This is a genomic window from Streptomyces pyxinicus (genome assembly GCF_024753135.1).
GTDB lineage: Bacteria > Actinomycetota > Actinomycetes > Streptomycetales > Streptomycetaceae > Streptomyces > Streptomyces pyxinicus.
Map to the genome: position 1 here is coordinate 20,931 of NZ_JANUGP010000011.1, position 16,748 is coordinate 37,678.

At 72.4% G+C, this 16,748-nt stretch carries 16 protein-coding genes; 5 read left to right on the plus strand and 11 right to left on the minus strand.

From position 1 onward, the window contains the following. Window positions 1-25: 25 nt before the first annotated feature. Entirely contained in the window at window positions 26-1,039 is a 1,014-nt protein-coding gene (gene hemB / locus NX794_RS16540; protein WP_258779322.1) for a porphobilinogen synthase, read from the plus strand. Here the strand turns inward: hemB and NX794_RS16545 are convergent. Then, window positions 1,029-1,718, minus strand: a complete 690-nt coding sequence (locus NX794_RS16545; protein WP_258779323.1) for a DUF4232 domain-containing protein — start codon at window positions 1,716-1,718, stop codon at window positions 1,029-1,031. The two genes, hemB and NX794_RS16545, sit on opposite strands and share 11 nt — an antisense overlap. A gap of 191 nt (window positions 1,719-1,909) precedes the next feature. On the opposite strand from NX794_RS16545, the gene NX794_RS16550 reads away from it, so the two are divergent. Then, complete coding sequence (locus NX794_RS16550) at window positions 1,910-3,247, plus strand: helix-turn-helix domain-containing protein (protein ID WP_258779324.1); 1,338 nt, start codon at window positions 1,910-1,912, stop codon at window positions 3,245-3,247. A gap of 13 nt (window positions 3,248-3,260) precedes the next feature. Here NX794_RS16550 and NX794_RS16555 read toward each other — a convergent pair whose 3' ends face one another. From NX794_RS16555 to argS, 3 genes are all read right to left on the minus strand, one after another. Then, on the minus strand, window positions 3,261-4,076 hold the full coding sequence (locus tag NX794_RS16555) for a DUF4253 domain-containing protein (protein ID WP_258779325.1): 816 nt from the start codon (window positions 4,074-4,076) through the stop codon (window positions 3,261-3,263). Between the two features lie 70 nt (window positions 4,077-4,146). After that, the gene (locus NX794_RS16560) at window positions 4,147-4,848 is read right to left on the minus strand and encodes a chaplin (RefSeq protein ID WP_258779326.1); all 702 of its coding nucleotides are present in this window, start codon (window positions 4,846-4,848) and stop codon (window positions 4,147-4,149) included. Between the two features lie 190 nt (window positions 4,849-5,038). Then, window positions 5,039-6,850, minus strand: coding sequence for an arginine--tRNA ligase (gene argS, locus NX794_RS16565; protein WP_258779327.1), 1,812 nt, complete (start codon window positions 6,848-6,850; stop codon window positions 5,039-5,041). 128 nt (window positions 6,851-6,978) lie between these two features. Here argS and lysS point away from each other — a divergent pair, with 128 nt between their 5' ends. After that, window positions 6,979-8,721 (plus strand): lysine--tRNA ligase, encoded by a 1,743-nt coding sequence (lysS, locus tag NX794_RS16570; protein ID WP_258779328.1) that lies wholly within the window; start codon window positions 6,979-6,981, stop codon window positions 8,719-8,721. Window positions 8,722-8,786: 65 nt separating this feature from the next. Here the strand turns inward: lysS and NX794_RS16575 are convergent, their stop codons facing one another. From NX794_RS16575 to NX794_RS16585, 3 genes are all read right to left on the minus strand, one after another. Beyond that, window positions 8,787-10,052, minus strand: coding sequence for a DUF2637 domain-containing protein (locus NX794_RS16575; protein WP_258779329.1), 1,266 nt, complete (start codon window positions 10,050-10,052; stop codon window positions 8,787-8,789). A gap of 92 nt (window positions 10,053-10,144) precedes the next feature. Next, a complete protein-coding gene (locus NX794_RS16580; protein ID WP_258779330.1) occupies window positions 10,145-11,065 on the minus strand; it encodes a DUF3558 domain-containing protein in 921 nt (306 codons plus the stop codon). Window positions 11,066-11,178: 113 nt separating this feature from the next. Continuing rightward, window positions 11,179-12,036, minus strand: coding sequence for a DUF3558 domain-containing protein (locus tag NX794_RS16585; RefSeq protein WP_258779331.1), 858 nt, complete (start codon window positions 12,034-12,036; stop codon window positions 11,179-11,181). A gap of 230 nt (window positions 12,037-12,266) precedes the next feature. Between NX794_RS16585 and NX794_RS16590 the strand changes: the two genes are divergently transcribed. After that, complete coding sequence (locus NX794_RS16590) at window positions 12,267-13,460, plus strand: RtcB family protein (protein ID WP_258779332.1); 1,194 nt, start codon at window positions 12,267-12,269, stop codon at window positions 13,458-13,460. A gap of 66 nt (window positions 13,461-13,526) precedes the next feature. On the opposite strand, the gene NX794_RS16595 is transcribed toward NX794_RS16590, so the two are convergent. The 4 genes from NX794_RS16595 to NX794_RS16610 form a co-directional block, all read right to left on the minus strand. Continuing rightward, the gene (locus NX794_RS16595) at window positions 13,527-13,673 is read right to left on the minus strand and encodes a hypothetical protein (RefSeq protein ID WP_258779333.1); all 147 of its coding nucleotides are present in this window, start codon (window positions 13,671-13,673) and stop codon (window positions 13,527-13,529) included. After that, window positions 13,673-14,449 carry an SDR family NAD(P)-dependent oxidoreductase gene (locus NX794_RS16600; RefSeq protein WP_258779334.1) on the minus strand — a complete coding sequence of 259 codons (777 nt, stop codon included), beginning with the start codon at window positions 14,447-14,449 and terminating at the stop codon, window positions 13,673-13,675. The genes NX794_RS16595 and NX794_RS16600 overlap by 1 nt, the downstream gene beginning before the upstream one ends. 66 nt (window positions 14,450-14,515) lie before the next feature. Continuing rightward, a complete protein-coding gene (locus NX794_RS16605; protein WP_258779335.1) occupies window positions 14,516-14,854 on the minus strand; it encodes a YnfA family protein in 339 nt (112 codons plus the stop codon). A 61-nt stretch (window positions 14,855-14,915) separates the two neighbouring features. Next, window positions 14,916-15,959 carry a medium chain dehydrogenase/reductase family protein gene (locus NX794_RS16610; protein WP_258779336.1) on the minus strand — a complete coding sequence of 348 codons (1,044 nt, stop codon included), beginning with the start codon at window positions 15,957-15,959 and terminating at the stop codon, window positions 14,916-14,918. A 114-nt stretch (window positions 15,960-16,073) separates the two neighbouring features. Here NX794_RS16610 and NX794_RS16615 point away from each other — a divergent pair, with 114 nt between their 5' ends. Then, on the plus strand, window positions 16,074-16,724 hold the full coding sequence (locus tag NX794_RS16615) for a TetR/AcrR family transcriptional regulator (RefSeq protein WP_258779337.1): 651 nt from the start codon (window positions 16,074-16,076) through the stop codon (window positions 16,722-16,724). Window positions 16,725-16,748 lie beyond the last annotated feature (24 nt).

Genomic DNA, 16,748 nt, shown 5'->3' on the forward strand with positions numbered 1-16,748 from the left:
CGGGGGCGGGCGTAGCGTAGAGGCCATGTCGAAGTACGGATCCTTCCCCGGTACCCGTCCCCGGCGGCTGCGGACGTCGCCCGTCATGCGCCGGATGGTCGCGGAGACGCGGCTGCACCCGGCCGACTTCATCCTCCCGGCGTTCGTCCGGGAGGGCGTGAGCGAGCCGGTGCCGATCGGCGCCATGCCCGGCGTCCTCCAGCACACCCGGGACAGCCTGAAGAAGGCCGCGCTGGAGGCGGTCGAGGCCGGGGTCTCCGGGATCATGCTGTTCGGCGTGCCCGAGGAGGGCAAGAAGGACGCCCGGGGCACGGTCGGCACCGACCCGGACGGCATCCTCCAGCTCGCCCTGCGCGACGTGCGCGCCGAGGTCGGCGACGACCTGCTCGTCATGTCCGACCTGTGCCTGGACGAGTTCACCGACCACGGGCACTGCGGTGTCCTGGACGCCGAGGGCCGCGTCGACAACGACGCGACCCTGGAGCGGTACGCCGAGATGGCCCAGGTGCAGGCCGACGCCGGCGCCCATGTCGTCGGCCCGAGCGGCATGATGGACGGCCAGATCGGCGTCATCCGCGACGCCCTCGACCAGATCGGCCGCGAGGACGTGGCCATCCTCGCCTACACCGTCAAGTATTCCTCGGCGTTCTTCGGCCCCTTCCGGGAGGCCGTCGCCTCCTCGCTCCAGGGCGACCGCAAGACCTACCAGCAGGACCCGGCCAACTGGCGCGAGTCCCTGCGGGAACTGGAGCTGGATCTCGCCGAGGGCGCGGACATGGTCATGGTGAAGCCGGCCGGTCCGTACCTCGACATCCTGGCCCGGGTCGCGGACGCCGTGGACGTCCCGGTCGCCGCCTACCAGATCTCCGGCGAGTACGCGATGGTGGAGGCCGCCGCCGAGAAGGGCTGGATCGACCGGGACCAGGCCATCCTGGAGACCCTGACCGGCATCAAGCGGGCCGGCGCGCGCACCATCCTCACCTACTGGGCGACCGAGGCCGCCCAGCGGCTGCGGCGCCTGGAGGGCACTACCAGGTGAGCGCGTCCGACGCGCTGCTCTGCCAGTACGTCATCGCCAGTGTGGAGTCGTAGTACACGCCCTTCGCGGTGAGCGCCGGGTGCGCGGAGGGCGCCGAGTTGCTGCCCGGCGTGCTGCCCGCGAAGTACACCTCCAGCTTGTGGGCCGTGGTGCCGTTCTGCCCGCTGCCGTCGGCGGCCGACAGCCGGACACCGGCGTACCCGGACTCGCCCGGGGCCAGGGTCACCACGGCCTGCGGCTGGCTGTCCTTGATGACCTCCGGCGCCCACTGCGCGTCGTCGAAGCGCGGGGTCGGCCAGTACAGCAGGTCACAGCTCTTGCCGCTGGTGTTCTTCGCGGTGAGCAGCAGGTGGTTGAGCGGGCGGGACACCGGCGCGGCCGTCACCTTGGTGTTCGAGCCGTTGCAGGGGTGCAGCGCGGTGGACTTCGGCTGAGCGCCCTTCGGCTGGGTGCCCTTCTGCTTCGTCGCCGACGTGCGGGCGGACACGCTGGTGGCGTGGCCCGGAGCGGAGCCGGCTTCGGCACTCGTGCCGCCGTCCGTCGTGGCCTTCGCCGCCGTGGTGGGCTGGGGCCGGGCGGCGCCCTCGTCCTTCGTACCGGTCCCGCCTCCCCCGCAGGCCGTCAGGGCGAGAGCGGCCACGGCGGTACCGGTCGCGGCGTACAGACGGATGTGGCGCATACGCATGGCAAGTCCTCTTTCGGGCTGGGCCCTTCGGCGTGCTTGGATGACCAACAGCCTGCGGGCCGAGTCGTCCCGGCCGCCACGGCCGGCGGACGATCCGGGACGATGGAACGCCCGCATAGGCTCTGACCTGGTCATACGCCCCACCTCTGGAACGCCGGGGTGGAACGCGGGGGGACGGAGGAACGGTGTCGCAGGACACGTTCGGGAGTGATTTCGCCGAGCTGCTGGGGGAGTTGAAGCAACGCTCCGGGCACAGCTACGGCACGCTCGCCAAGCGGCTGCACATGAGCACGTCGACGCTGCACCGCTACTGCAACGGGGACGCCGTACCGGCCGACTACGCGCCCGTCGAGCGCCTCGCGCGACTGTGCCGGGCCACGCCCGAGGAACTGGTGGAGCTGCACCGCAGATGGGTGCTGGCGGACGCGGGGCGGGGGCGCAGAGAGCCGGCGGCGCGGGAGAAGCCGGCCGAGCCGGTGCCAGTACCAGTAGTGGCACCGGTGCCGGACGTGCACCCCGAACCCGAACCCGAACCCGAGCCCGCGTCCGCGTCCGAACCGGACGACGAGCCCGACCCCGTGACCGGGCCGGTGGCCGTGACCGGGCGCCCGGCGCGGCGCTCCCGTACCCGCATGGCCCTGCTCGCCGCCGCCACCGTGCTCGCGCTCCTCGGCACCGCGGCGCTCGTCCTCAACCTCCCCCACGACGACGGGGCACGGGACGGCAAGGACACCCCGGCCGCGGCCGGCGGCGTCACCCCGGGACACCGGACGCCGACCCCCGGCCCCCGGCGCAGTGCGGCCCGCTCGGCCACACCCTCCCCGGCCGCGCCCTCCGCCTCCGGCAACGCCCCGTCCGCGAGCCGGTCCGCCGAGGAACCGCCGGGCGCCACGGCCGGCGGCGACGGCCCGGCCGCCGCCACCCCGCCCCTCGCCGTCACCACCCACCCCTACGCCTGGGAGGACCCCTGCTCCCCGCACTACCTGGTCGACCGCGACCCGGCCGGCGTCCGCCCGCCGCCGGCGGAACAGGACGCGCCGGGCTGGGTGGCCAGGCACGGGGCGGTGCCCGCCGGCGAGCAGTACGTCGCGCTCACTGTGCAGGGCACCGGCTCGGACACCGTGGTCCTGGAGAGCCTGACCGTGCACCCGGTGTCCCGGCGGGCGCCCCTCGCCTGGAACGACTTCGCGATGGGCTACCCCGGTGTCGGCTGCGGCGGCAGCGTGCCCACCCGCTCCTTCACGGTCGCCCTCGACGCGATGCGCCCCGCCGTCGTCCCGAAGTCCGGCCACCGGGACTTCCCGTTCAAGGTGAGCCGGAACGACCCCGAGGTCCTGTACGTCACCGCCGACGCCTCGGCGTACGACGTGAGCTGGTACCTGGAGCTGGCGTGGTCCAGCGGGACGCGGCACGGCACGCTGCGCGTCGACGACCAGGGCCGGCCGTTCCGCACCAGCGGCGCGAACGGCCGGCCCGGCTACGTCTTCCAGCTCGGCGGCAAGGAATGGCAGCCGGCGGAGTGACGGCCGGCCCGGGTCAGTCCCAGCGGAAGGACCAGGTCGGCGAGTTGAGCAGCCCCTTGGCGTAGTCGCCGACGCTGCCCGGGCCGTCCTCGGTGACGGCGTCCGGGCAGAAGGCGAAGTGCTCGGCGGCCAGCGCCTTTGCGACGGTGGTCTCGGTGGGCGGGGCCGCGACGGACACCACGAGGACGTCGAAGCCGAGCCCCACCACCCGGACGCCGAAGCGGTCCTCCCAGGAGCGCAGGACCGCGCACAGCCGGGCCACGTCCTCGTCGTGGTTCAGCGGCCCGGTCCAGCCGATCGCCGCGGGTATGTCGGCGGATCTGCGGGCCGGTACCAGGGCGAGCCGCGGCCCCCGGAACCACTCCGGCGCGGCACCGGTCAGGGTGTCGGACACCTGGGCCGCGCGGGTGTCCGGGCCGGCGGTCGCCGTCGCCGCCGGCGCGAGCCCCGGCCACGCGGCGCCGAAGGGCGCCAGCTCCTCGCCGGCCCCCTCCTCCGCCCAGTCCTCCCAGTACTCCGCGAGGACGTCCTCGGCGTCGTGGTCCCCCGGGTACGACATCAGCCCCGGTGCCAGCTCCCAGCCGGCCGGTCCGCCTCCGTGCGCGCCGGCGTCCACCAGCACCGGCAGCAGACCGGCGCGGGAGGCCGGCACGCCCAGCGCCTTCCAGGTGCCCGGCGCGGCCGGCTTCTCCGCGTGCCACAGCAGCGGTTCGTGCCAGGGGCCGTCGTCCGTCGTGTCGACCAGCCTGCCCGGCGGCAGGCTCAGCCCCAGGGAACGGCCACTGGGATCGGTGGCCAACCGGGGCAGCGGGTTGGGAAGAGTCGCCATACCCGCGACTGTAGAGGCCGGCACTGACAACGGCGCCGGCCCCGGGGAAACGCCCCGACCCCGGCCGCCGTCAGGCCTCCTGACGGGCCGTCCGGGTCCGGAAGCGGCGGTACAGCAGCGTGCCGCCGAGCAGCGAGACGGCACCCATGGCGGCCGGCGCCCACGGGTTGCCCGCACCGGTGTGGGCGAGGGTGTCCACCGTCTGGTGCTCCACGACCGGCGCCGGCTTGGGCGGCGCCGTGTGCTTCACGGGCGGGGTGTGCGGCTTGGCCGGCGGCTCGACGTGCCGCGGCGGGGCCGGCTTCGTCGGCTCGGGCCGCGGGTGCGACTCGTTGACCGAGGTGTTGCCGAAGACGGGGTTGCCGATGCCCACCACGTCGACGGTGTTGCCGCTGACGTTCACCGGCAGGTCCACCGGCAGCTGCACGCCGTTGCCGGAGATCACGCCCGCCGAACCGTGGGTCCCCGACTGGGCGGTGGCGCCGCCCGAGGTCGAGGACCCCGCCGAGTGGCCCTTGCCGCTCCCGCCGTGCCCCACGTTGGCGCACCTGTTGCCGAAGGCGGGGTTCAGCAGCCCCACCACGTTCACGGTGTTGCCGCAGGCGTTCACCGGGACGCTCACCGGCAACTGCAGCGTGTTCCCGGAGACCGCACCGGGCGAGCCGACCGCGGTGCCGTCCGCGGCCGAGTCGGCGTACACCGGACCTGCCACGGCCATCGCGCCCGAGGCGGCCGCGATGGCGATCAGACTGTTTCGGGTCACCCGGTTCATAGGGTCCCTGCCTCTCCCAGACATCGTCACGGGCACTCGCCCGCACCCGGTGAAACGCGGGTCAAACCGTCTGAGTTATGGCTTATCGGCCGCCAGCCCGACAACACGGGAATCTGCCCAGCTCAGCGCCCCGAAGAAGATTCCGGGCAGATTCACACATCCGGGCTACACGGGGCCCCGCAGGGCTCCGTCAGAGCTTCTCCGGCGTCCGGATGCCCAGCAGGGCCATGCCCTGGTGCAGCGTGCGGGCCGTCACGTCGCACAGGAACAGACGGTTCTCGACCTGTGCCGGCGTCTCGGCCTTCAGCACCGGGCACTTGTCGTAGAACGTCGTGTACAGCGACGCCAACTGGTACAGGTACGCGGCCAGCTTGTGCGGCGCGTACTCCGCCGCCGCCTCCCGCACCGTCTCCGCGAACGCGTCCGCGTGCAGGCCCAGCGCCCGCTCCGCCTCCGTCAGCTCCAGCTCCGGGTGCGCGACCGGGGCGGCCTGGCCGGCCTCGCCGGCCTTGCGCAGGATGGAGCGGATACGGGCGTACGCGTACTGGAGGTAGACGGAGGTGTCGCCGTTGAGCGAGACCATCTGGTCCAGGTCGAACTTGTAGTCCCGGTTCGCCGACGTCGACAGGTCCGCGTACTTCACCGCGCCGATGCCCACCTGGGCGCCCCGCTCGGCGATCTCCGCCTCGGACAGGTCCCGCGCCTTCTCCCGGACCACCGCCGAGGCACGCTCGATCGCCTCGTCCAGCAGGTCGACCAGCCGGACCGTCTCGCCCTCACGCGTCTTGAAGGGCTTGCCGTCCTTGCCGAGGACCGTGCCGAAGGCCAACTGGGCGGCCGTGACGTCGTCGTTCAGCCAGCCGGCCCGGCGGGCGGTCTCGAAGACCATCCGGAAGTGCAGGGCCTGCCGGGCGTCCACCACGTACAGCAGGGTGTCCGCCTTCAGGTGGAAGACGCGGTCGCGGATCGCCGACAGGTCGGTGGCCGCGTAGCCGTAGCCGCCGTCGGACTTCTGCACGATCAGCGGGACCGGGTTGCCGTCCGGGCCCTTGATGTCGTCGAAGAACACGCACAGCGCGCCCTCCGAGCGCACCGCGACACCGGACTCCTCCAGCAGCCGGCAGGTCTCGGCCAGCATGTCGTTGTAGCCGGACTCGCCGACGATGTCCGGGTCCCGGACCTCCATGTCCAGCTTCTCGAAGACGGAGAAGAAGTAGATCTTCGACTCGTCCACGAACTTCTGCCACATGGCCAGCGTCTGCGGCTCGCCGGCCTGGAGGTCCACCACCCGGCGGCGGGCCCGCGTCTTGAACTCCTCGTCGGCGTCGAACAGCCGGCGCGCGGCCTTGTAGAGGCGGTCCAGGTTGGACATCGCCTCCTCGCCGCTGACCGCGATGTCCTCCTGGTCCCCGTGCTGGTCCCCGTGATCCCCGTGGCTCCCGTGGTCCAGCTCGTGCGGGTGCTCGTCCAGGTACTGGATCAGCATGCCGAACTGGGTGCCCCAGTCGCCGATGTGGTGCCGGCGGACCACGTTCTCGCCCGTGAACTCCAGCATCCGCACCACCGCGTCACCGATCACCGCGGACCGCAGATGGCCGACGTGCATCTCCTTGGCCACGTTCGGCTGCGCGTAGTCGATCACCGTGGTGCCGGGGTGTCCGGCGAGCGGCACGCCGAGGCGGCCCGTCTCGTCCGCGTACCGCGCGGCCAGCGTCCCGGTGATCGCCCGGTCCGCGATCGTGAGGTTGAGGAAGCCGGGCCCGGAGACCTCGACGCCCTCGATCACGTCACCCGTCGTGACCCGCTCGACCACCCGCGCGGCCAGCTCCCGCGGGTTCGCCTTCGCCTTCTTGGCGAGCGCCAGGATGCCGTTGGCCTGGAAGTCGGCCCGGTCGCTTCGGCGCAGCAGCGGGTCCGCTCCGGCGGCCTCCGGCAGGGTGGCCGAGAGCGCGGAGGCGAGGTGCTGCTGGACGGAATCGCTGAGGGACGTGACCGAGGCCATAGGGATGGGTGCCGTTCTCCTCGTGGGGATGGATAGACCCGGTCAGTATCCCACGGGGGGTAAAGCGGTTTTCCCGGGCGCGATGCGGTCTGTGACAATGGAGTGTCACCCGTTCAGGAAAGAAGGACGTGCCGATCGTGGCTCAGAGCACCGAGACCACCGACTGGGTCTCCCGTTTCGCGGATGAGGTCATCGAGGAGTCGGAGCGCCGGGCCCCGGGCAAACCGGTCGTGGTCGCGTCCGGCCTCTCCCCGTCGGGCCCCATCCACCTCGGCAACCTGCGCGAGGTCATGACCCCGCACCTGGTCGCCGACGAGGTCCGCCGCCGCGGCCACCAGGTCCGGCACCTGATCTCCTGGGACGACTACGACCGCTACCGCAAGGTCCCGGCCGGTGTCGAGGGCGTCGACGAGTCCTGGGCCGAGCACATCGGCAAGCCGCTGACCTCGGTGCCGGCCCCGAAGGGCTCCGCGTACCCGAACTGGTCCGAGCACTTCAAGGCCGCGATGACCGAGTCGCTGGCCGAGCTGGGCGTCGCGTTCGACGGCATCAGCCAGACCGTGCAGTACACCTCCGGCGCCTACCGCGAGCAGGTCCTGCACGCGATGAAGCACCGAGGGGACATCGACGCGATCCTCGCCCAGTACCGCACCAAGCCCAAGACCGGCAAGAAGCCCCAGCAGAAGGCCGTGGACACGGCCGAGCTGGAGGCCGAGGAGGGCTCCGGCGCCGCGGCCGAGGACGACGGCAGCTCCGGCTCCGCCGGGTACTTCCCGTACAAGCCCTACTGCGGCGGCTGCGGCAAGGACCTGACGACCGTCACCTCCTACGACGACGACACCACCGAGCTGGCGTACACCTGCGCCGCGTGCGGCTTCGCCGAGACCGTCCGGCTCAGCGAGTTCAACCGCGGCAAGCTGGTCTGGAAGGTCGACTGGCCGATGCGCTGGGCCTACGAGGGCGTGGTCTTCGAGCCCAGCGGCGTCGACCACTCCTCGCCGGGCTCCTCCTTCCAGGTCGGCGGGCAGATCGTCGGCATCTTCGGCGGCGAGCGGCCGATCGGCCCGATGTACGCCTTCGTCGGCATCTCCGGCATGGCCAAGATGTCGTCCTCGCGCGGCGGCGTCCCCACCCCGGCCGACGCCCTGAAGATCATGGAGCCGCAGCTGCTGCGCTGGCTGTACGCCCGCCGCCGGCCCAACCAGTCCTTCAAGATCGCCTTCGACCAGGAGATCCAGCGGCTCTACGACGAGTGGGACAAGCTCGCCGCCAAGGTCGCCGACGACTCGGCGCTGCCCGGTGACGTCGCCGCGTACACCCGCGCGGTCGGCACCGCCGCCGGTGACCTGCCGAGGACCGCGCGCCCGCTGCCGTACCGCACGCTCGCCTCGGTCGCCGACATCACCGCCGGCCACACCGACCAGGCCCTGCGCATCCTCTCCGAGCTGGACCCGGAGCAGCCGCTGACCACCCTGGACGAGGCCCGCCCGCGCTACGACAAGGCCGAGGCCTGGATCAACACGCAGGTCCCCGCCGACCAGCGGACCATCGTGCGCGCCGAGCCCGACACCGAGCTGCTGAAGTCCCTCGACGAGCCCTCCCGGCAGTCCGTACGACTGCTGCTCGACGGCCTCGCCGAGCACTGGTCCCTCGACGGCCTCACCCACCTCGTCTACGGCGTCCCCAAGGTGCGGGCCGGCTTCTCCGCCGACGCCACGCCCAAGGAACTGCCGCCGGAGATCAAGACGGCCCAGCGGACCTTCTTCGCCCTGCTCTACCACCTGCTGGTCGGCCGGGACACCGGCCCCCGGCTACCCACCCTGCTGCTGGCCGTCGGCCAGGACCGGGTGCGGGAGCTGCTCGGAGCCTGACACCGGCCGGACATGAGGAAGGGGCCCTCCCCACGGAGGGCCCCTTCCTCATGTCCCGTTCGCCGTCACGCGATGTGCTCCTCCTGGAGCTCCCGGGAGTGCCGCTCCGCGAAGATCTTCACCAGCCGCTCCGCCTCCCCCTTGGGCAGCGTCACGCCGTAGGTCGCCTCCACGTCGTCCCGCAGCTGCGCACCCGTCGGGTAGCTGCCGTCGATCGACTTCCGGAAGACCTGGAAGTAGTCCTCCGTCGTCGGCTCCGCCTCCGGGAGGCCGCCGCCGTCGCCCAGCTCGCGGGTGCGGTTCGGGCCCACCGGGATCGGGAAGCTGCCGGTCTCCTCCGGGGAGGGCTGCTGGAACCGCTCCGGGGGCTGCTCGTCGTACCAGTCCTCGTACTGCTCCTCCGGCTCGTACTGCGGCTCCGGGGGCGGCTCGTAGGACGGGTCGTAGCCGCCCTGGTACTCGATCTCGCGCGGCGCCTGGAACCAGGGGCTCTCCTCGTCCGCGGGCGCCTCCTGGCGGCGCTCGTTGCGAGGCGCCGCCGCCTGCCGGGGGACGGACGCCTGCGGCCCGGCGGCGGGAGCCGGCGCGGCCAACGCCGGCGCCGGCTGCTGCTGGGGCGGGGCCGGCGGCAGCAGCGCCGGCTCGATGCCCGCCGCCGCGAGCCCCGCCGGGGCCGTCTCCGCCAGCGGCACGCCGTACCGCGCGAGCCGCAGCGGCATCAGCGACTCCACCGGCGCCTTGCGGCGCCAGGCGCGGCCGAAACGGGAGCGCAGCCGGGCCTGGTAGACCAGCCGCTCCTGCTCCAGCTTGATGACCTGGTCGTACCGGCGCAGCTCCCACAGCTTCATCCGCCGCCACAGCAGGAACGTCGGCACCGGCGAGAGCAGCCAGCGGGTGATGCGGACGCCCTCCATGTGCTTGTCGGCGGTGATGTCCGCGATCCGGCCGATGGCGTGCCGGGCCGCCTCGACGGCGACGACGAACAGCACCGGGATCACCGCGTGCATGCCCGTGCCCAGCGGGTCCGGCCAGGCGGCCGCGCCGTTGAAGGCGATCGTCGCCGCCGTCAGCAGCCACGCCGTCTGACGCAGCAGGGGGAAGGGGATCCGGATCCAGGTCAGCAGCAGATCCAGGGCCAGCAGGACACAGATGCCCGCGTCGATGCCTATCGGGAACACGTAGGAGAAGTTCCCGAAGCCCTTCTTGAGGGCCAGCTCACGGACAGCCGCGTACGAACCGGCGAAGCCGATGCCGGCGATGATCAGCGCGCCGGTCACGACCACGCCGATGAGGACGTGGTGCATCCGGGTCAGCTTCAGTGGCGCGGCCACTCGTATTCCCCTCCCCTTGCGTGTTGTTGCGCGCAACAGAGTGGCACACGTGTGCGGCGAACGTGGTGCCGGTCAGCCCCCGAGGCCCCGGCTCAGTCCTTCTTCGCGGCCGACTTCGACGGGGAGGCCTTCTTCGACGGCGACGCGGAGGCGCCCTTCGACGAGGGTGCCGAGGAGGACGCCGAGGACGACGGGGACGGTGAACTCGACGGGGAACCAGCGCCGTTGGCGGACGACACGGCGGCCACCGCGTCCTTCAGCGCCCGCTGCGCGTCCTTCGTCAGACCGTCCGCGTCCGGGGTCTTCTCGCCCGCCAGACCGGCACCGTTGTAGTCGACCGTGACGACGACGTTCTCGACCCGGGCCACCAGCGTCTGCTGCTTGAAGAGGCCCTCCTTCTTCTTCAGGTCGTAACGCACCGCCGACGCCTCGTCGCCCGTGCCGGACAGCGGGACGACCTTGACCGCCTTGGCGCCGTCCACCGACTGGCCGTCCTTGACCTGCCCGCCGTAGTACGTGTGCGCCTGCGCCTCGCCCGAACCCCGCGCGGTGTCGGAGTCGAAGCGGAGCAGGGAGACGTTCAGCCAGCGGAACTGCGAGCCCTTCACGCCGTTGTTGTCCAGGCTGCTCCAGGCGCAGGAGGCACGGGAGGACGGATCGTCCGAACCGCCCTTCTTGCCGGACTTCGCCTTCGGCGCCAGGTCGGACAGCGTCTTCTTCGTCACCACCGCGCACGCGTCCGGGAGCTTGCGGTACTTCGCCGCCTGCACGGTCGGCGACGCGCTCGCCGACGGCCGCCCCGAGGCGCCCGACGTCTGCTGCGCCGACGCGCCCTTGCCGCCCTGGTCCTTGGCGTCGTCCGAGTCCGAGGAGCAGGCCGCGGTGATCAGAACCGCCGGCACGGCTGCCGCACAGACAAGGGCGCGGCTCAGGCGCCTGGCTCGCCGGCCCCGCGGGCCTTGCTGGGCACGGTCGTCTCGCTGGTCAGCTCGCTGCATGGTTCCTTCACTCATGACGCTCGGTGGTCGTGCGGGTTCCTGCGGGGCCCCACGGTACGCGGTGCGCGGACCGCGCGGTCGCCGTTCCCCCGCTTCACCGGCCGGCCCGCCCGAGCCGCCGAGGGCCCTCAACCGCCCAGCGCGTCATCCAGTTGGGAGGCCAGATCACGCGCCTTGTCCTGCATTTCCTTGCTGTCGGGGACCGCTCCGGTCGCCGACGGCTGCTCCTCGTACTGGATCGTGACGACGACGTTGGACGTGCGGAACACCACAGTCACCGTCCGCTGCTGCGCCGTCGAACCGGACGTGCTCAGCTCGTCGTCGAGATACGCCTCGTCACCGAGATCGGTCAGCGCGCGCGGCTGCAGACCGTTCGGCGCGCCCGCGGCACCGGAGGCGGACGACGACCCGGACGACGACCCGGACGGTGTCCCTGACGGCGAGTTCGAGGGCGAAGTCGAGGCGCCGGGCCCGCCGGTCGCGGACGCGCTGGGCGAGCCGGGCGCGGAGGACCCGGTCGAGGCCGGACCGCTCGGCTCCGGCAGGTCGGCGGCCGTCTCCTTCTCCCCGAACAGCCGGGCCGCCTGGTCGTCGTCGCTGACCGCGTTGTCGTACGACACCACGCGCTCGAAGTCGACCGAGAGGTGGTCGGTGGCCTCGGCCGACTCCACCTTCCAACGGCAGCCCACCTTGCGGTCGGTGTCGTAGGTGAGCGACGCCTCGCCCTGGTAGGCCTTGTCCCGCTGCACCGGGTCGGTGAGCTGCTTGATGCCGGGCAGCAGCGCGTCGAGCGTGTCGTGGTCCGCCGCGGCGCACGGCTCGGGCAGCGTGCGGTACTTGCCGGGCTGGGCCGCGACCGTCGCCGTGCCGGTGTCGCCCGGGTTGGCGTCGTCCGTCCCGCCGCCGTCGCCGGAACCGCTCGTGCAGCCGGCCAGCAGCGCCGCGAGGAGTGCGGCGGTGCCGGAAACGTACGCCTTGCGCGGCACGGTCGGGCTCCTCTCGACGGTGGCGGTCCGGCGGTGGCCGGTCGCCTGGTGCTCCAGTGTCCCCGCTGGTTATTCGCTTGCCGTCGCGGGGCGCTCCCTGGAGACAATGTGTATCGCACGCACTGCCGTGCACGCCGGTCCCGTGCCCTGTTCCGTGGACTTCGGCGCCGCATTTGCCTTTTGTCGCTTTCGCGCATTCCATTACTGTTTTCCGGGGGAACGAGGAACACATGTCGTACGTGGAGATACCGGGCGCCAGGGTCCCGATCCGGATGTGGGCGGACCCGGCGACGGTCGAGGACGGTGCCCTGCGCCAGCTCCAGAACGTGGCCACCCTGCCCTGGATCAAGGGCCTGGCGGTCATGCCGGACGTCCACTACGGCAAGGGCGCGACGGTCGGCTCGGTCATCGCGATGCGGGACGCCGTCTGCCCCGCCGCGGTCGGCGTCGACATCGGCTGCGGCATGTCCGCGGTCCGCACGTCCCTGACGGCCGACGACCTGCCGGGGGATCTGTCGCGGCTGCGGTCGGGGGTCGAGCGGGTGATTCCGGTGGGGCGGGGCATGCACGACGACCCCGTCGAGCCCGGAGACTTCCACGGCCTGGCGACCGCCGGCTGGGACGACTTCTGGGGACGCTTCGACGGAGTCGCCGAAGCGGTCAGATTCCGTCAGGAACGTGCGCACAAGCAGATGGGAACGCTCGGCTCGGGCAACCACTTTGTCGAAATTTGCATAGATACCACCGGATCTGTCTGGCTCATGCTGCACTCCGGTTCCCGCAACATCGGCAAGGAACTGGCCGAGCACCACATCGGCGTGGCCCAGAAGCTCCCGCACAACCAGGGGCTGGTCGACCGCGACCTCGCGGTGTTCGTCGCGGACACCCCGCAGATGGCGGCCTACCGCAACGACCTGTTCTGGGCGCAGGAGTACGCCAGGTACAACCGCACCCTGATGATGGCGCTCCTGAAGAACGTGATCCGCAAGGAGTTCAAGAAGGCGAAGCCGACCTTCGAACCGGAGATCTCCTGCCACCACAACTACGTGGCGCAGGAGCGGTACGACGGCATGGACCTGCTGGTGACCCGCAAGGGCGCGATCCGGGCCGGCTCCGGGGACTACGGCATCATCCCGGGCTCGATGGGTACGGGCTCGTACATCGTGAAGGGCCTCGGCAACGAGCACGCCTTCAACTCGGCCTCGCACGGCGCCGGTCGGCGGATGAGCCGCAACGCGGCCAAGCGGCGCTTCTCGACGCGGGACCTGGAGGACCAGACGCGGGGCGTGGAGTGCCGCAAGGACTCCGGTGTCGTGGACGAGATCCCGGCCGCCTACAAGTCGATCGACCAGGTCATCGACCAGCAGCGCGACCTGGTGGAGGTCGTGGCGAAGCTGAAGCAGGTGGTGTGCGTGAAGGGCTGACGCCCCGGCACACGCGGAGAGGGCGGGCCGGTACGCACCGGCCCGCCCTCTCCGCGTGTCCGCGCGCTACTTCGCGTGCCGGACCGCGTAGATCATGACGAAGGCGACGAAGTGGATGCCGAAGAGGAAGTAGGCGAGGAAGTACCAGACCTGGCGTTCGTCCTTGGTCTCCTGGGCCAGGCGGCGCTTCTCGGCGGAGTCTTCTTCGGGCATCACTGTTCCCGGTGGACCTTGGAGTTGGAGGCCTGGGCGCGAGGGCGGACGACCAGGAGGTCGATGTTCACGTGGCTCGGGCGGGTGACCGCCCAGGTGATGGTGTCGGCCACGTCGTCGGCGCTGAGGGGCTCGGCGACGCCCGCGTAGACCTTGGCCGCCTTCTCCTGGTCCCCGGCGAAGCGGGTGAGGGCGAACTCCTCGGTCTTCACCATGCCGGGCGCGACCTCGACGACTCGGACCGGGCGGCCGACGATCTCCAGGCGCAGGGTCTCGGCGAGGACGTGCTCGCCGTGCTTGGCGGCCACGTACCCGGCGCCGCCCTCGTAGGTGGAGAAGCCCGCCGTGGAGGAGACCACGACCACCACGCCGTCGCCGCTCGCCTCCAGCTTGGGCAGCAGGGCCTGGGTGATGTTCAGGGTGCCGAGGACGTTGGTCTCGTACATCGCGCGCCACTGCGCCGGGTCGCCGGTGGCCACCGGGTCCGCGCCGAGCGCGCCGCCCGCGTTGTTCACCAGGACGCCGACCGTCTCGAAGGCTGTCGCGAACTCGTCCACGGCCGTGCGGTCGGTGACGTCGAGCTGGTACGCCACCGCCGAGTGCCCGGCCCGCGTCAGCTCCTCGGCCAGCGCCTCGATGCGGTCCTTGCGGCGGGCGGTGAGGACGACGCGGTAGCCGGCCGCGGCGAGCTGCCGGGCCGTGGCGGCGCCGATGCCGCTGCTCGCACCGGTGATGACAGCGATGCGGGAGGCGGCGGACGGGGCTGCGGTGGCCATGGGCACTCCTGGGATCGTGGGGGCGGTGCGGTGAGCGGGACTGGTCCCGCCCAGCCTAGGCGAGGCTCAGGCGCCGTTCCTCGGCGCCCACATGATCACGGCCATTCCGGCGAGGCAGACCAGCGCGCCGGTGATGTCCCAGCGGTCGGGCCGGTAGCCGTCGGCGACCACGCCCCACAGGATCGAGCCGGCCACGAAGATCCCGCCGTAGGCGGCGAGGATGCGGCCGAAGTGGGCGTCGGGCTGGAAGGTGGCGACGAAGCCGTAGGCGCCGAGGGCGAGGATGCCACCGGTGATCCACACCCAGCCGCGGTGTTCGCGCACCCCCTGCCAGACCAGCCAGGCACCGCCGATCTCGAACAGGGCGGCGACGACGAACAGGGCGGCGGAGCGGAGGATCGGCATGGCGGCAGCTTCGCACGGGCGGCCGGGCGGCCGGGCAGCCGGGCGTCACGGCCTCACGGCCTCACGGCGTCAGGACGATCTTGCCCGTGACCGTGCCGGATTCCGCGAGGCGGAGGGCCTGGGCGGCCTCGGTGAGGGGGAGGCGGGCGGCGATGCGGGCCGTGACGTCGCCGCGCCGGAGGGCGTCGAAGACCTGGGTGAGGTCGGTCCGGAGCCGGGCGCGGAAGCGGTTCCTGGTGAGGGCGCGGCCGGCCCAGATGTTGTAGAAGCAGGCGCCGCGACCGTTGGGCAGGGTGTTCCACAGCCAGGTGCGGGCGAGGATCTTGAGCACCGGCCACTGCTTGGAGCCGGTGTCGTCGCGGGTGGACGCGCTGCCGTAGGCGACGAGGGTGCCGCCGGGGGCGAGCAGGTGCCAGGAGTCGATCACGCTCCGGCCGCCGACGTGGTCGAAGACGGCGTCCACCCCGCCGGGTGCGAGGGCGCGGACGCGGCCGGGCAGGTCGCCGGCGCGGTAGTCGACCGGGGTGACGTCCAGGGCGCGCAGGGCGTCGTGGTGGCGGGCGGAGGCGGTGCCGATCACCCGCACCCCGGCCGCGCGGGCCAACTGCACCAGGACCGAGCCGACGCCGCCGCTCGCGCCGTGCACCAGGATCGTCTGCCCGGAGCGGATCCGGGCCTTGCGGTGCAGCATCTGCCAGGCGGTGATGCCGTTGACCACCACGGTCTCGGCCTCGGCGGCGGAGAGCCCGTCGGGCACGGGTACGGCGTCCGCCGCGTCCACGACGACATGGCTGGCCCAGCCGCCGACCTTGGTCAGTACGGCCATCCGGCGGCCGGTGAGCGCGGGGTCGACGCCCTCGCCGGTGGCGTGGACGGTGCCCACCAGGTCGTAGCCGGGGACGAAGGGGAAGGGCGGCTGGTCGTAGTACCGGCCCCGGCGCATCTGCTGCTCGGCGAAGGAGACACCGGTGGCCTCCATGGCGATGACCAGCCGGCCGGGGCCGGGGGCCGGGATGTCGCCGTGCCGGATGCCGAGCTGCTCCGGCTCCACGATGCCGGGGAGCACGATCTCGACGAGTCCTTCGCCGCGTCCTTCGCCGCCCATGACGGCCACCTTTCGTTAGAGGGTCTCACTGCCGTGATTAGTTATAGACCTGCGCTCCCGCGATAGTCAAGAAGGAGAGTGATAGCCTCTAACCAACGAGTGGGGGGCTTCGCGGTGGCGGGAACGGGCGGTCGGACTCCGCGCGAGCGCTACCGCGCCCAGGTCCGCGACGAGGCCAAGCGGCTCGCGTGGGAGCAGATCGCCGCCGCCGGGCCGTCCGCGCTCTCCCTCAACGCCCTGGCCAGGCGGCTCGGCATGACCGGCCCGGCCCTCTACCGGTACTTCGCCGGCCGCGACGCGCTGCTCGCCGAGCTGATCCGGGACGCCTGCCGGGACCTCACCGCCACCCTCCGCGCCGGCGCGGCGGCCGGCGCCGGGCCCGGCGGACTGGCCGAGGCGCTGCGCGCCTGGGCCCTCGCGCACCCGCAGCGCTACTTCCTCCTCTACGGCACCCCGGTGCCCGGCCGCGAGGCGCCCGAGAGCACTCGCCGGGTCACCGGCGAGATCACGGCCGTACTCCTCGACGCCTGCGGGGCCGCCGGACCGCCGGATGCTCCCGGAGGGTCACCGGCGGCGCTCCGCCGCGCGCTGGCGTTCTGGACGCGGCTGCACGGCGTGCTGTCCCTGGAGCTGGCCGGGCACTTCACCGGCATGGGGTTCGACCCGGCCGAGCTGTACGGCGCCGAGACCGCCTCGCTGCCCGGCGAAGAGGCGGGGCGGGGGGCCGGAATATCCGGGGACCGGGTACCGTTGGGCGGGTTGTAGTTGAACGCTCAACAACCTGGAAGG

Bases quoted from the DNA above. Each gene is read 5' to 3' on its own strand.
- hemB (WP_258779322.1), top strand. From the start codon at position 26: ATGTCGAAGTACGGATCCTTCCCCGGTACCCGTCCCCGGCGGCTGCGG.
- NX794_RS16545 (WP_258779323.1), bottom strand. From the start codon at position 1,718: ATGCGCCACATCCGTCTGTACGCCGCGACCGGTACCGCCGTGGCCGCT.
- NX794_RS16555 (WP_258779325.1), bottom strand. From the start codon at position 4,076: ATGGCGACTCTTCCCAACCCGCTGCCCCGGTTGGCCACCGATCCCAGT.
- NX794_RS16560 (WP_258779326.1), bottom strand. From the start codon at position 4,848: ATGAACCGGGTGACCCGAAACAGTCTGATCGCCATCGCGGCCGCCTCG.
- argS (WP_258779327.1), bottom strand. From the start codon at position 6,850: ATGGCCTCGGTCACGTCCCTCAGCGATTCCGTCCAGCAGCACCTCGCC.
- NX794_RS16580 (WP_258779330.1), bottom strand. From the start codon at position 11,065: ATGAGTGAAGGAACCATGCAGCGAGCTGACCAGCGAGACGACCGTGCC.
- NX794_RS16590 (WP_258779332.1), top strand. From the start codon at position 12,267: ATGTCGTACGTGGAGATACCGGGCGCCAGGGTCCCGATCCGGATGTGG.
- NX794_RS16595 (WP_258779333.1), bottom strand. From the start codon at position 13,673: ATGCCCGAAGAAGACTCCGCCGAGAAGCGCCGCCTGGCCCAGGAGACC.
- NX794_RS16600 (WP_258779334.1), bottom strand. From the start codon at position 14,449: ATGGCCACCGCAGCCCCGTCCGCCGCCTCCCGCATCGCTGTCATCACC.
- NX794_RS16605 (WP_258779335.1), bottom strand. From the start codon at position 14,854: ATGCCGATCCTCCGCTCCGCCGCCCTGTTCGTCGTCGCCGCCCTGTTC.
- NX794_RS16610 (WP_258779336.1), bottom strand. From the start codon at position 15,959: ATGGGCGGCGAAGGACGCGGCGAAGGACTCGTCGAGATCGTGCTCCCC.